The organism is Paenibacillus gorillae (assembly GCF_000513275.1).
GTDB classification, from domain to species: Bacteria; Bacillota; Bacilli; order Paenibacillales; family Paenibacillaceae; genus Pristimantibacillus; species Pristimantibacillus gorillae.
The window spans coordinates 42,481-56,967 of the sequence record NZ_CBVJ010000076.1 but is presented as its reverse complement, the minus strand read 5'-3'; the positions used below and the strand labels follow the sequence as shown (position 1 = coordinate 56,967).

At 48.0% G+C, this 14,487-nt stretch carries 16 protein-coding genes; 14 read left to right on the top strand and 2 right to left on the bottom strand.

What is annotated here, in order from left to right; all coding sequences use genetic code 11:
• Positions 1 to 4 precede the first annotated feature (4 nt).
• From TY10_RS13135 to TY10_RS13110, 6 genes are all read left to right on the top strand, one after another.
• On the top strand, positions 5 to 349 hold the full coding sequence (locus TY10_RS13135) for a YojF family protein (protein ID WP_042164135.1): 345 nt from the start codon (positions 5 to 7) through the stop codon (positions 347 to 349).
• Between the two features lie 30 nt (positions 350 to 379).
• Complete coding sequence (bshB2, locus tag TY10_RS13130) at positions 380 to 1,051, top strand: bacillithiol biosynthesis deacetylase BshB2 (protein ID WP_042164133.1); 672 nt, start codon at positions 380 to 382, stop codon at positions 1,049 to 1,051.
• Between the two features lie 129 nt (positions 1,052 to 1,180).
• Complete coding sequence (locus TY10_RS13125) at positions 1,181 to 1,693, top strand: hypothetical protein (RefSeq protein WP_042164131.1); 513 nt, start codon at positions 1,181 to 1,183, stop codon at positions 1,691 to 1,693.
• Positions 1,694 to 1,907: 214 nt separating this feature from the next.
• Entirely contained in the window at positions 1,908 to 2,267 is a 360-nt protein-coding gene (locus TY10_RS13120) for a hypothetical protein (protein ID WP_042164129.1), read from the top strand.
• Positions 2,239 to 2,448, top strand: a complete 210-nt coding sequence (locus TY10_RS13115; protein ID WP_042164127.1) for a hypothetical protein — start codon at positions 2,239 to 2,241, stop codon at positions 2,446 to 2,448. The genes TY10_RS13120 and TY10_RS13115 overlap by 29 nt, the downstream gene beginning before the upstream one ends.
• A 187-nt stretch (positions 2,449 to 2,635) precedes the next feature.
• A complete protein-coding gene (locus TY10_RS13110) occupies positions 2,636 to 3,343 on the top strand; it encodes a DNA alkylation repair protein (protein ID WP_042164125.1) in 708 nt (235 codons plus the stop codon).
• A gap of 99 nt (positions 3,344 to 3,442) precedes the next feature.
• Here TY10_RS13110 and TY10_RS13105 read toward each other — a convergent pair whose 3' ends face one another.
• Positions 3,443 to 4,045, bottom strand: coding sequence for a DJ-1/PfpI family protein (locus tag TY10_RS13105; RefSeq protein ID WP_042164123.1), 603 nt, complete (start codon positions 4,043 to 4,045; stop codon positions 3,443 to 3,445).
• Positions 4,046 to 4,291: 246 nt separating this feature from the next.
• Here TY10_RS13105 and TY10_RS13100 point away from each other — a divergent pair, with 246 nt between their 5' ends.
• From TY10_RS13100 to TY10_RS13080, 7 genes are all read left to right on the top strand, one after another.
• Positions 4,292 to 6,112, top strand: a complete 1,821-nt coding sequence (locus TY10_RS13100) for a sensor histidine kinase (protein ID WP_042164121.1) — start codon at positions 4,292 to 4,294, stop codon at positions 6,110 to 6,112.
• A complete protein-coding gene (locus TY10_RS13095; RefSeq protein WP_042164119.1) occupies positions 6,090 to 7,427 on the top strand; it encodes a response regulator in 1,338 nt (445 codons plus the stop codon). The genes TY10_RS13100 and TY10_RS13095 overlap by 23 nt, the downstream gene beginning before the upstream one ends.
• A 96-nt stretch (positions 7,428 to 7,523) precedes the next feature.
• On the top strand, positions 7,524 to 8,453 hold the full coding sequence (locus TY10_RS13090) for a carbohydrate ABC transporter permease (RefSeq protein ID WP_081735262.1): 930 nt from the start codon (positions 7,524 to 7,526) through the stop codon (positions 8,451 to 8,453).
• A 2-nt stretch (positions 8,454 to 8,455) separates the two neighbouring features.
• Entirely contained in the window at positions 8,456 to 9,331 is an 876-nt protein-coding gene (locus TY10_RS13085; protein WP_042164117.1) for a carbohydrate ABC transporter permease, read from the top strand.
• The gene (locus TY10_RS32280; protein WP_337588360.1) at positions 9,331 to 9,741 is read left to right on the top strand and encodes a hypothetical protein; all 411 of its coding nucleotides are present in this window, start codon (positions 9,331 to 9,333) and stop codon (positions 9,739 to 9,741) included. The genes TY10_RS13085 and TY10_RS32280 overlap by 1 nt, the downstream gene beginning before the upstream one ends.
• Positions 9,738 to 9,866, top strand: a complete 129-nt coding sequence (locus TY10_RS32275; RefSeq protein WP_337588359.1) for a hypothetical protein — start codon at positions 9,738 to 9,740, stop codon at positions 9,864 to 9,866. Before TY10_RS32280 ends, TY10_RS32275 begins: the two co-directional genes overlap by 4 nt.
• Before the next feature lie 52 nt (positions 9,867 to 9,918).
• Complete coding sequence (locus tag TY10_RS13080) at positions 9,919 to 10,902, top strand: ABC transporter substrate-binding protein (RefSeq protein ID WP_337588358.1); 984 nt, start codon at positions 9,919 to 9,921, stop codon at positions 10,900 to 10,902.
• A 559-nt stretch (positions 10,903 to 11,461) separates the two neighbouring features.
• Here the strand turns inward: TY10_RS13080 and TY10_RS13075 are convergent.
• Positions 11,462 to 12,478, bottom strand: coding sequence for a LacI family DNA-binding transcriptional regulator (locus TY10_RS13075; RefSeq protein ID WP_042164115.1), 1,017 nt, complete (start codon positions 12,476 to 12,478; stop codon positions 11,462 to 11,464).
• Positions 12,479 to 12,621: 143 nt separating this feature from the next.
• Between TY10_RS13075 and TY10_RS13070 the strand changes: the two genes are divergently transcribed.
• Positions 12,622 to 14,412 carry an L-fucose isomerase gene (locus TY10_RS13070; protein WP_202903181.1) on the top strand — a complete coding sequence of 597 codons (1,791 nt, stop codon included), beginning with the start codon at positions 12,622 to 12,624 and terminating at the stop codon, positions 14,410 to 14,412.
• The last annotated feature ends 75 nt before the right edge of the window (positions 14,413 to 14,487 follow it).

The following is a 14,487-nucleotide window of genomic DNA, read 5'->3' as shown; positions in this document are numbered from 1 at the left end:
CGGCATGCAGCTTATTAATCAGAAGAGAGTCCAGCAACGAATCGATGCCTGGAAGGATCAGTCGCTATATGTACATGTCGAGATGACATCGGGCGCTTATGCAGCCCATAATGACAGCTCGAAACATCCGGCGGCTACTTTTATTACGAATGCTGTTATTCACTACTCAGCGGGCTCTATCGCTGGAGAAGGCCCGTATCGGGTAGGGCTTAAAGCCGCGACCGGCTGGATCTATTCCGAAGGCTTGACACATTGGGACGAGCTGGATGAAGAACGGCTCATATTGGCTGGTCATGACGGACAGGGCAAGCTTGTAGTCGCCTTGCAGCTAAGTCCAAGCCCGTTTTAGAGAAACAAGGTAAGAGAGGAGCACATATCGATGGCAACTTTTCAACCGTATCAACGCATTCTCGTCATTTTACCGCATCCCGACGACGAAGCTTTCGGCCTGTCTGGAACGCTGGCTAAAGCGATCGAGAATGGCTCGCATGTCACCTATGGCTGCTTAACACTTGGCGAAATGGGCCGGACGATGGGAATTCCGCCTTTTGCCAACCGTGTGACGCTGCCGAAATTCCGCCAGAAAGAGCTGGAGGAGTCTTGTCTTGCCATAGGTATCCAAGATTTAAGGCTGCTTGGCTTCCATGATAAAATGATCGAATTCGAAGATCAGGACAAGCTGGACGAAACAATCGACGGATTGATCAAAGAGGTTGCGCCGGATGTTATTATTACATTCTATCCGGGATACAGTGTCCACCCCGATCATGATGCGACAGGTGCTGCTGTCGTAAGAACGGTTGGCCGTCTGCCGGTCAACGAGCGGCCTCCGGTACTATGCTTGGCCTTCTCAAGAAATACGGTCGAGAATATCGGCGAGCCCGATGTGTATAATGATGTCAACGACTTTTTGGAGCAAAAGGTCGCCTCCGTGCTTGCGCACCGTTCGCAGTTCCAGATCAAGGAGCTCGAGGGGCCAGACAGCTGGAAGCGCAGAGAAGTGCGCGAACGCTTCGGAACCGAGCGGTTCTGGACGTACAAATTCAAATAAACAACAAGAGTCCGCCGGCTGTGAGAGTTGGCGGACTCTTGTTGTTTATTAATGTTCCAGTCACACGTATACACCGTACAATTAGGCTAATCGTACTTTGTTGAAGTTTACACGATGAGGGTGATGTCAATGTTGTCAGATAAAGTTGGCAGAGTGAAGAGAGCAGCATTCTCTATAACGTTATCTGTATTACTAATTGCAATTTTGCTTAACTTTGTTCCAATAAAATTTGCAGTAAAACTCGAAGATGCACAACTGAAATTAGAAGCCGGAAATTATATTTGCGTAACAGAATCAAAATATGTGCTTGATACAGGATGGATTGCCAAAACAAATATTAATTCAAATCTGGAAGAAAACATTGCTGTAAAAGTATTTCGAAATAACCCTAACAAGTACCTATCTAATAGGGAGTTTGATTTTAATTGGTTTGAGGTAGAGAACAGTTTCCTTTTTATTGGTGAAGTTGAGCATGTTGAAAGAAGCAGGGAAACGAATGTTTTGTATGCTAATCTTGATGTAGACAAATGGGAAATCGTACATCCAATCAAAAGAGCATCTATAAGGAAATACATCACACCAAAAAATTATCTCAGTATTTATGATTACGACTTAATAAAATCGATTAGGACAATAGGATAAATAGTTATAGTTATTTGACCACATGTGAGTATACACTCCTATGTGGTTTTTCTTTTTCCGCCACGACATGCTCGATATTATGAAGTTAGCCGAATAGACTACCTTCTTTAAATTTTCCCCCAACAACCGCTTGACATCTTCAACTGTGTATTTTATTATTACAGTACTAAATAAAGTTACAGTTTGACTATTCTTGATTAAGGCGGTGTCTGTCATGAAATACGAAGTGAGCGACTGGGTACAGGGAAGAACGGTTAACGGTGAATTCATTTTTGGATTTGTTGAGCAAATAGACGCACTGCAAGGAATCGTGAAGGTCAATGTGGTGAAATCGGATAATGAGCGTTCGATTGGCAAGCCGACGGTTGTACGCGAGAAATGGCTGAAAAAGCTGCCGGAGCAGATTGAACAGGATGAGGCTTCTGTTCGTAATCTGATCGATCTTGCACTTTCGACCTGGGATGAGACCTGGTTTATGGAACTGACAGAGCAATTGAACATGCTTGAGTTTGAAGCAAGCCAAAGAAAAGGAAATGATGCAGCAGATGAATCGAGATTATCAGCTTTTATTTGACCATGCAGGCGGCGGTAAGGAAGAATCCCATACGCTAGGAAAGCCGTTTGAAGCGAATGGCGGACATAAAGGGGCATGCACAACCAAAGCTGCTCCATCCTCGGACAACAATTACAACAAACCCGACCCGATACGGAGAACCGTCGAGCGTACGCCGAACTGGTTCCCAATCGGGGATTAATATAAAAGCTGTCTCGAAAGGTTGATTTCGAACCTGTTTGAGGCAGCTTTATTATTTTCATCCCGCTTGTCATTCATACGACTTTAACCGGAACATTTGTATTGAGGGAAAGCGCTCTCTCCGATATACTAACAAGGACAAGCGAACTATGCTTCGTCAGTGGCTAAGAAGGGGGACTCGAAACCTAATGACTTACGAAGAAGTAATGGAAGCATTGGCCGGAATGGGTACGGAGCAGACGAAAAAAACCTATATACGGCATGGGGCGAAAGAGCCGTTCTTCGGCGTCAAAATCGGTGATATGAAGAAGCTGGTCAAACCGGTTAAAAAGGATCAGCAGCTGGCGCTGCAGCTTTATGAATCGGGAAACTACGATGCGATGTATTTGTCGGGACTGACCATAAATCCCAAAATGATAACAAAGGCCGAGCTCCAAAAATGGGTTCAAAAGGCGTACTGGCACGCACTTGCGGAATATACAGTTGCAGGTGTAGCGGCGGAAAGCGCATATGCTCATGAGTTGGCTGTTGAATGGATAGAATCTGAGGAAGAACTGATCGCGGTATGCGGCTGGAGCACTTACTCCAATTATGTGTCGATTACGCCTGACGAAGAACTCAATATAGAAGAAATCCGGAACTATCTGGCTAGAGTGCGTACTACCATTCACAGCGAGCGGAATCGCGTACGCTATTCCATGAATCAGTTCGTCATTTCGGTTGGCGCTTATTTACAGGAACTGACGGAGGAAGCAAAGGCGGCCGGAGAAGCGATCGGCAAAGTACATGTCGATGTTGGCGATACCGCCTGTAAAGTGCCGCTGGCGAAAGCCTATATTGAAAAAATTGAAACGATGGGCAGAATCGGCAGCAAAAAGAAAACATGCATCTGTTAATCTATCAACGGCAGCTAGAGGCGATTTAAACTGAGCATATGCTCATCGCCCCGGCTGCCGTTTATTATGCAATACGGCGGGGAAGAGCTTGCGGGACGGCTACAGCGATAACGCTTCGCTATCACTCTCTTTGCCGGCATTCTCTTGACGGACAAGCTTTAGAAACTCCCGCATGAAGCCGGGCAGGTCCGGCCAAGCATGGCCGCTGACGAGCTTGCCGTCTACATGAAGCGTATTCTCAGCATAAGTAGCACCTAAGCGTTCAACCTCAAGTTTGCAGGCATTGTAGGCTGTCAAAGTGCGGCCTTTAAAGTAGCCAGTGTCCGGCAGCGCCAGAAAGACTTGAGCACCGTGGCAAATTGCACCTACAGGCTTGTCTGTGTCGAGGAAATGCTGAACGATGCGCGGCAGCTCCGGGTTCTGGCGAATATATTCTGGCGCTCTTCCGCCTGGAATAATTAGCGCTGCGTAGTCGGCGGGATTCACGTCGGCGAAGCCGATATGAGAAGCAAGCAGATGCGCCGGCTTTTCTGTATAGGTATCCCAGCCTTCGATGAAATCATGAACGACAGTATGCAGCACTTTCTTTTCCGGGGAAGCAATAACAGCCTCGTAACCTTCCTCCAGCACACGATAATACGGATAGTAGACTTCTAAAACCTCAGCTCCGTCGCCAGTCAGAATGAGAATGGGTTTGGACATGGGCTCACACTCCTCTTTATCGATTATCGACATCGAAACAGACTGCCAGAATTATTATGCTTTCTCTGGAAAAGATTGTATATGATTCCAAAGTCACAACTTTGTAAGGAGTAATTTGCTGCATTTGTCGATTGAAGTCGGGATGTGCAAATTCGGTAAAAACAACTATAAAATAAGTAAAATTAAACATACTGGATGTTCGCTTTTTTGCTATATTAAGGATAAGAGCTGGGGGTGCAGCACTAGATGAGAGCGGGCTTTAGAAATCCGATGACGAGCATTAAAGTGAGGCAGCAGCTGATTCTGCTGTTTCTGATCCTGGTTATACCAACCTTCCTTCTTCAGTGGTATGGCAACAACAAGGCGGAGCAAATTTTGAAGCGCCATGTAACCAATGCCTATGTCGAGCTGAACAAGCAAAATCATACGCTGATTGAACGGGATATTGATACCGTTAATCGAATTACGACGACGATTATTCAAAATCCGACGACACAGCAGCTAATTCCTAGAGAATCCGATACGGTCATTCAACGCGTACGCAAATATGACAAAATGGATAAGCTGCTTGCCGCCTATTCTACGCCTTTGAACGGCGGAGAGGCAGTCTATTATTCTCTTTATATTTACGATCCGAATGATTACTATTTTTTTGCGCCAAAGCTCCAAGTGACGCCAAGCGGTGTGTATTTCTTTAATAAAGCCAACAAGCCTGTATGGTTTGATGCCGCCGTTGAGAAAAGAGGGCAGGGCTTTATGCGCATTACAGAAAGCAATGATATGCTGCTGAAAAAGCAGACGCTCGCCTACGTCCGCGCGGTATATACGACATCCGAGGGACACGGCGTCATCGGAGTGCTGATTGCCACCAAGATGGAGAAAAAAATCGGCGAGTCGCTGCAGTCGGTCGAGCTGCCGGGCAGTGAAATCTATTTTACAGATACAAGTAACAAGGTACTCGCTTCCAACGAGCCAGGCATGATGGGAACGACGCTTTCGCTCCCTGAAAACGTTTACCTCGGCAAGGGTGAAGCTCGTCCCATCATGACGGGGGATTACATTTATGTAATGCATGAGAATGAGACATCACAGCACCGGCTGATTTATAAAATTCCGGTCAAATCACTGCTGCAGCAGCAGAATGAACTGAAGCGGGTTATTCAATTCATTTCCATCGGATACGCGCTGTTTGGATGTATTCTGATCGTCTATTTCTGGCGATCGCTCATGAGACCGCTTCAGAAGCTGGCTTCCTTCGTCCGAGGCTACGAGCCGGGCAGACGTGTACCGGAGACCCCCGGCGGAGGGCGCAACGATGAGGTTGGTGTTCTCATAGCCGCGATGTACGATATGGCACGGAGATTGAATGTGCTCATCCATAACAATTACAAGATGGAAATTAAGCAGAAGGAAAATCAGCTGCAAATTTTGTATCAGCAGATTAATCCGCATTTGCTGTACAACACGCTGGAAAGCATTTATTGGAAAAGCTCACTGGAAGGCAAGTCCGAATCCGCTGAGATGATTAAGGAATTGTCCAAGCTGATGAAGATCAGCTTAAGCCGCGGGAGAGAGCTTATCACGCTTGCAGAGGAGCTGGAGCATGCGGCGGCTTACGTCCATCTGCAATTGAAACGTTATGATTATGACTTCAAAGTGATTTGGTCCGTCCCGGCCGAGATGATGCATCATCTTATTCCGAAGGTCACCTTGCAGCCGTTGATCGAAAATGCGATTTTACATGGCGTTCGGCATATGGGCGAGGATGGGGAGATCGTCATATCGGCAGCTTACGAGGAAGACAAACTGCTCATTCGTGTAGAGGATAACGGCTATAAGGAAGTGGATTACAAAGCAATTGAGGGACTGCTGAATGAAGAACCCTCTAATCCGTCGCCGCTGGGCTACGGAATCCGAAATATTCATCAAAGGCTCCGGCTGCATTTCGGCAACTTGTATGGCATTCATTATAGTAAACGCGGCGGCGGCGGTACGATTGTGACGATCATACTTCCAGTTGCTGTTGAAATGGGGGAGCGAAGCGATGTATACGATATTGGTCGTTGATGATGAACCGTTGATCTGTAAAGGGCTTTGCAGCCTTCTGGCCGCTTCTGGCATCGATATTCAGACGATTCACATGGCGCATAATGGATACGAGGCACTGGATTACTTGCGGGCGGAGGATATTGACCTGCTAGTTACAGATATACAAATGGGAACGATGAACGGCATTGAATTGATGCAGCAGGCGAAAATGATTAAGCCTTGGATAGAGACCATTATCATATCCGCTCACGAGACATTCCAGTATGCGCAAATGGCGCTGCGGCTCGGGGCGAAGGATTATTTGATCAAGCCGTTGAATGGCGATCAATTTCTGGATACGGTAAGGAATGTGCTGCTCAAAATGCGCAAGCCGGAGCCGGCGGGGCAAGATGAGCTCATCGCGGGCTTGCGGGAGCATTTTCATATGGCAGAACCGCTCCCGCAAAGCGTGGATTGGCTAAACCGTCTCGTAGCTGATCCGCGAGGTGCAATCGAGCTTACGGGGAAGCTGGAAGCGAAGCACGGGATTCGGCTGGCCGGCCCGTATTTCTCGATGCTGCGTATTCGATTAAACTGGAAAGGCGGGCCAGACGACAGCAAACGAAAGCTTGTTAGTGGTGACAGCAAGCTGCTGCAATATGCCGCACTTAACATAACGAACGAGCTGCTCAACGAGCAGAGAAGCCATACCGCCTTCTATTGCTCCGATCAAGAAATCGGCGTTATTTTGCAATGGAACGAGGAGCAGTATGAGGAAGCGGGAGCTGATCGTGTCAATGAGCTTGATATGATCGGCCGCAGTCTTAATTTCAACATTCATAAGTTTTTAGGCATATCGAGCATGGTCGGAATCAGTCAGATTATGAAAGGGATCGAGTATCTCAATGTATTAAATGAGCAATCGAACAAAGCGCTGCAGCTCAGCGGGCAGCATCCGGATCATTTCGTCTTTTATTACGGTGATTTCAATTGGAGTCTCTATCCGAAGCAGCCATCCGAAGAAGAGCTGAGCGCACAGACCAGCATGATCGTAGACAAAGCGAAGACGTACATTCACGAACGTTATGCGCAAAAGGGGCTGACCTTGCATGAGGTCGCGCATAACAATCACGTAAGCCCGAATTATTTAAGCTACTTGTTCAAAAAGGAAACCGGCATCAATTTATGGGAGTATGTTATTAAATTGCGAATGGAAGAGAGCCGTCGGCTGCTTCTTCAGACCGACTTGCGGCGCTATGAAATATCGGAACGGGTCGGGTACGAATCGCCCGAGCATTTTAGCAAAATTTTCAAAAAATATTTCGGAATTAGTCCTAGCGAGCTAAAGAAGTAAAATTGCCTATCATTAGCTTAGATACGCACCTTATCTAGTAGGGGTCTTTTTTTCTACAATGAGATGGAGCGATAGATAAGAAATGAGGGAGACATAATGGAACAATCAACACCAGCTATGTATGGGCCGCCGGATACCGCACCTAAGCAGAAGAGCAGGCTGGCCCGCGGGACAAGGAAATATTTTTGGGGACTCTTGTTTCTATTGCCCGCAATTGCAATCTTCATCCTGTTTCTATGGGTGCCGATTGTAAAAGGATTTGTATACAGCTTCTATCACATCGATTTTGTCAAAGGCGACAATTTTGTCGGCTTCGACAATTATAAGTCCGTCTTTGGCGACAGCGATGTATTGATTGCAGTGAAAAATACGTTATATTACATGTTGCTATGTCTTGTTATCGGCTTCTGGGTTCCGATATTGTTTGCGATTGCAATATCTGAATTGCGCCGGTTTCAAGGGTTTGTACGGGTGGCTGCTTATTTGCCTAACGTTCTTCCCTTTGTCGTTCTCTACGGCCTATGGCGCTGGTTCTATGATTCTGTTGGCCCGATCAACGGGCTAATCACAAAAATGGGACTGGACCCCATAGCCTTTATGACCAATAAAAGCTGGTCGATGATATCAATTGTCTTCATGGAAACTTGGCAATCCTTCGGTTCTGCCATGCTGATTTATTTGGCTGCTGTACTTAGTATTCCTCGCGACTGGTACGAAGCGGCTGAAATTGACGGCGCCGGCGTCTGGAACCGGATCCGGTACATTACATTGCCTTCCATCAGCAAATTGGTTGGACTTCTCTTGATTCTGCAAATTATTGCAACAACGCAAGGCTATCAATCTCAACTCGCTATGCTTGACGGCGGACCTAATAAAGCGACGCTTACGTACTCGCTATATATCGTCAAGAATGCGTTCACGAGACTTGATTACGGCGTTGCATCGGCGCTGGGTGTACTCATGTTCCTCGTATTGGGCGGCATCGGCGTTTTGCAATACAGGCTGCAGCGGAAAGGGGAAAACTAACAATGAAGCCATTGGACAGGGGGATAATGTCCCCGCATGACTTTAAGAGAAGACCGAACCAGATCGGTTACGGTATCATGATACTCGTTATTATTGCTATGGTTGCATCGATGTTGTATCCGATTTTGTCTACGTTGTTCAACGGTATGAAGGCAAATGTGGAGGTCAATTCTTTCCCGCCGCATTTCCTGCCGCAGGATGGATGGCATTTCGAGAACTACAAGAAAGCGTGGAATTTCATTGAGCTTCCGCTCTTTTTCCGCAATACGATGTTTATCTTCCTGGGCAATATGGTTGTAACGATCGGCGTGCTGGGACTTGCTGCATTCAGCTTATCCAAGCTTAATGTGCCTCGTAAAAAAATGGTGCAGTTTTTCTTCATGATGACGCTGTTTATTCCTCCAACAACGTACATCATTCCGAACTTTTTGAACCTGAAGGATTTGGGACTGTTGAATACGTTTGCAGCATTCTGGCTGCCGGCTGGCGCTAATGCATTTTTCCTGCTGCTGCTTAAAAATTTCTTCGACGACCTTCACTTTGAAATGTTCGAAGCGGCAAGAATCGACGGAGCCTCTGAATGGAGAACGTACACGCAAATTGCCGTACCATTGTCGATTCCGATCTTTTCGACACTCGCGATCTTCGTCTTTTCGACGGCATGGAATGACTGGTTCTGGCCATCGCTCGTCATGCACAATAACCAACGCTATCCGCTGGCAACGGCTATTTACAAGTATGTCATAGAAGCACAAAGGATGGATGTCAACATTCGCTTCGCTATTCTGACCTTCGTCATGCTTCCGCCGATCGCCATATTCTTGGTCTTCCAAAAGTACATTATGAGAGGCTTGCATTTGGGCGGAGTAAAAGGCTAATGACAAATTTCACGGAGCGTAATGATGCACACAATCGGAATAGGAATACACCTCGTGTTGTATCGCTGCGCTCCCTTATGATGAATATGCAACAACATTTCGAAGCGAAAAGGGGAGTTTCCATGCGTAAATACGCAGGCATTTTTATCAGTCTTGTCCTTTTGATCTCCATGCTTTCGGCTTGCAGCGGCGGAAGCAAAAACAACAACGAACCGACAAAAGAACCGAACACGGAAACGCAAAAACCGGAAGCTACGACAGACGCAACGGCGGCACCGGAAGATGACATTACAAAGAAAAAATTAAAATCAGTATCTACTATCCGCTGCCTGACCAAGTGGAAAACCGCAAGATGGAAGACGACAAAATTGCACGTTTTAACGCCGTTTATCCGAATGTTGAAATCGTGAAGAGCGATTGGCACTATAAACCGGAAGAAATCGGAATTAAAATGGCTGCGAATGAAGCGCCAACGTTCTACAACACGTTTGCGACAGAAGCGAGCTTCCTGGTTGTAAAAAGGCTGGGCGGCTGACATCACTGAACTGTATGATAACTATGAATTCAAAGATCAAATCAACCCTGTATTGCAAAACACGTTTAACATCAACGGTAAAATTTACGGCGTACCGCAAAAAGGCTACGTAGTAACGACTGTTGTGAACAAAAAAATGCTGGATGAAAAAGGCGTTGCCCTTCCTTCCTATGACTGGACTTGGGAAGATATGCTGAACACAGCAAAAGGCGTAGCCGACACGAAAAAAGGCATCGCTGGTATCGCTCCTATGGGTAAAGGAACAGAAGCTGGCTGGAACTGGACGAACTTCTTGTTCGAAGCAGGCGGCGATGTGCAAACAGTTGACGGCAAAGTAACATCTGCATTCAACTCCGAAGCTGGCTTGAAAGCGCTTGAGTTCTACAACAAGCTGAGATGGGAAGCAAACGTTATTCCGCAAGACTGGGCACTGGGCTGGGGCGATGCATTAGGCGCATTTGCAAATGGACGTACAGCAATGGTTATGGCTGGTGCTGAGAACATTCTGGAGCAAGCTTTGAACCAAGGCGGTATGAAAATTGAAGACGTTCTGACTTACCCGATGCCTGCAGCTGAAAAAGGCGGCAAGCACACTGGCGTTCTGGGTGGCGACTACCTGATCATTAACCCTAACGCTACGAAAGACGAGCAAGAAATGGCATTCCGCTACATTACGTTTGACTATTTCACAGACAACTATTTGGCAGCAATCGAGAAGGATATCCAAACTCGTAAAACGGAAGGCAAATTCTTTATTCCGCCGCACATCAACTACTTTGCAGCGGATTCGGAATATGGCAAAAAACTTCAAGCAATCTTCGACAAATACGACAATGTATACAAATACAACGCTGAATCGAATAAATTGCTGGACGGTAAAGCAGAAGCGCAGTACAACACGCAAGATTACTACGGCGCTATGGCTAACGTCATTCAAGAAGTCTTCTCCAAAAAAGGCACTGACCTGCAAGGTCAATTGGATGCTGCAGCTAAGCTTGTTCAAGAGAAATTCTTTGATTCCATTAAAGTTGAGTAGTTTTAAACAGTAAACCAGGCTGGCCTTTGAGCAGATTTGATGCTCAAGGGCTAGTCTTTTTTTTGCAAAGCTGTTTTGCGCCTCCAGCGAAGCTGCTTCGCTATCTAACGAAGCCATATTCGCTATTTGCCTATGCTCTAAGCCGTTTTGTTCAATTAGCGAAGTGATTTTCGTTCTTCGCGAACCTTGGTTCACCAATAGCGAAGTTTGCTTCGCTCCGCTGCGGTAACAACCGCACATTGACTCCTGCAGCGAAGGTAGCTTCGTTAATTAGCGAAGCTGCTTCGTTGCAAGCCATTCAGAGGGCAGCCATGATGAGTTCTAGCTAGTCCCTTTTGGCGACTCAATTCTCCGTTAATAGCGAAAATGCAACGCTGAAGTGATCAGCGAAGTCCCTCTTAGCTGCCTTCAAGCATATTTACTGGCCGTTAGGCCGTTAGACAACTGCCACAAACGAAAGCGGCTTCGCTATTTGCGAAGCCGCTTCGTTTAAGGAATGTCTAAGCCGGGAGAGGAATAGCTGAATTGCACAGTTTCATTTATATACCCGCCCGCTTGCTTAGTCAACCAGCCGCTTCACAGAGCTGCGGACGACGAGCTCAGCGGGGAGCACGATCTTTTTCCACGGACCGGCATCCTCGCGGTTCTGAATCCGGTCGATGAGCATCTGCATGCCCATATAGCCGAATTGGTAAGCTTGCTGCGCGACCACTGTAATGAAGGGATCGATCTCGGAGTAGGGGCCGAAGTCATCGAAGCAGACGATGGAGATGTCTTCAGGGATACGCAGTCCGCGTTTGCGCAGCAGTCCGATCACTTCGACAGCCAGCACGTTGTTGCCGGCTACGATGGCCGAAGGCAGCGGATCCAGCGAGCTGATCCATGCGTCAAGGCCGGTCAGGTCGCTGCGCGGGCCGAAGCTCGTCTCGAAAACCCGATCTTCATGCAGCGGCAGTCCGTTCAGCTTGAGCGCCTCCTCATAGCCTAACCGCCGCATTCTGGCACTGGAGACAGAGCTGGAGCCATTAACCAAGGCGATATGCTTATGGCCTTGGCTGGCCAGTTGGTCAACGAGCTGCCGGGCTCCTTCTTTGCTATCGCCAAGCACGATGTCGCATTCGATACCGGGTACTTCACGGTCGAGCAGCACAAACGGAATATTATGCAAGCGCAGCTGCTCTAGGTGAGGCAGTGAAGGATCGCCGGTAGGAGCGATGAGCACGCCGTCTACCCGCGTAGTCAGAATCGTATTCATGTAGCCGGCTTCCTTCTCCAGATTCTCATCGCTGTTGCCGAACAGGAGGCGATAGCCGTTTTTCGTAGCGGCATCCTCCGCTCCGCGTGACAATGTCGTATAGAAGGGGTTTGTAATATCGGTAATTAGGAGAAAAAGAATCCGTGTCTGCTGAAGAACGAGGCTGCGCGCCATCTGATTCGGCACATAATTCATTTCCTCCATCACTTTCTTGACCTTAGCCTTCGTCTTCTCGCTAATCCGTCCTGTGTTATTGATAACTCTAGAAACCGTCATAGCCGATACATTCGCTTTGGCGGCAATATCATAGATCGTAACCATACCGTTAAGCTCCTCGCGTCAAATCATAATTTTATATTACAAGAGAAAGAAGTTGACAGCAAGGTACAGCCTTGATAAATTGGAGTTATCGGTAACGCAAATGATTCGATACCGGCACTCATTTTAACATTGGAGGGTTTATTATGGTGGATACAGCATATCGCTTTCAAAGTGGTTTCCCGAAGATCGGTATTCGTCCAACGATTGACGGTCGTCGCAAAGGGGTTCGCGAGTCGCTTGAAGTACAAACGATGAATATGGCGCAATCGGTCGCCGATTTGATCTCGGAGCACTTGCGCTATCCGAACGGCGAACGGGTGGAATGCGTCATTGCAGACAGCACCATCGGCGGCGTGGCGGAAGCAGCTGCTTGCGCGGATAAATTTGCCCGTGAAAATGTAGGGGTATCGATAACGGTAACGCCTTGCTGGTGTTATGGTACGGAAACGATGGACATGAATGCATCGATTCCAAACGCAGTATGGGGCTTTAACGGCACAGAGCGTCCTGGTGCGGTTTATTTGGCTGCTGTATTGTCCGGCTATGCGCAAAAAGGCATTCCTGCTTTCGGTATCTACGGTCAAGAGGTACAAGAAGCATCTGACACTTCGATTCCGCAGGATGTGAAGAGCAAGCTGCTTTCGTTCGCAAATGCAGGTCTGGTTGTTGCTTACATGCGCGGCAAATCCTATCTGTCGATGGGCTCTGTATCGATGGGTATCGCTGGTTCCATCGTTAATGATGCGTTCTTCCAGGAGTATCTGGGCATGCGCACTGAATATATCGATATGTCCGAATTTGTACGCCGCTTCGAAGAGCAAATCTATGATGTTGCGGAATTCGAGAAAGCGCTTGCATGGACGAAAGAAAACTGCCTCGAGGGTCCGGACAACAACCCGGCCAGCATTCAAACGACGCGTGAGCAGAAGGACAAGGACTGGGAGACTGTTGTCAAAATGGCACTCATCGCCCGCGATCTGATGGTTGGCAATCCGCGTCTAGCTGAGCTTGGCTTCGGTGAAGAGGCGATGGGACATAATGCGATCGTCTCCGGCTTCCAGGGTCAACGTCAATGGACGGACCATTTCCCGAACGGTGACTTTATGGAGTCGATCTTGAACTCTTCCTTTGACTGGAACGGCATCCGTCCTCCATTCCTCGTATCGACGGAGAATGACAGCTTGAATGGCGTCGTTATGCTCTTCGGCTACTTGCTGACGAATACGGCGCAAATTTTCGCCGATGTGCGTACGTACTGGAGTCCTGAATCCGTTAAACGCGTGACGGGCCACGAGCTGACAGGCCATGCTGCCGGCGGTATTCTTCACTTGATCAACTCCGGCTCAGCGACGCTGGACGGTACTGGCGAACAGCAGATCGACGGTAAGCCGGCGCTCAAGCCGTTCTGGGATATTACGGAGAAGGAAGCAGCTGACTGCTTGTCTGCGACTTCATGGCGTCCGGCTGGCGTGGAATATTTCCGCGGCGGCGGCTTCTCTTCGGACTTCCTGACTCGCGGCGGCATGCCAATGACGATGTCCCGTATCAACTTGGTTAAAGGAATCGGGCCTGTGCTGCAAATCGCGGAAGGCTATTCCGTTGATCTGCCCTCAGATGTGCATGACACGCTCGACAAACGTACGGACTCCACTTGGCCGACAACTTGGTTTGCACCTGTCTTGACAGGCGAAGGCGCGTTCACGACAGTCTATGACGTTATGGACAATTGGGGAGCGAACCATGGCTCGATCAGCTACGGCCATATCGGCGCGGATCTGATTACGCTGGCCTCGATGCTGCGCATTCCGGTTAACATGCACAACGTGCCGGAAGAGAAAATCTTCCGTCCACGCGTTTGGGGCCTGTTCGGCACAGAAAGCAAAGAAAGCGCCGACTACCGCGCTTGCAGCAATTTTGGACCACTGTACAACTAAGCTAGCTTGACGCATGCCGAGCCGTTTCTCCCACCCGAGAGGCGCTCGGCTGCGCTATGCCATTAGGCAGATAAA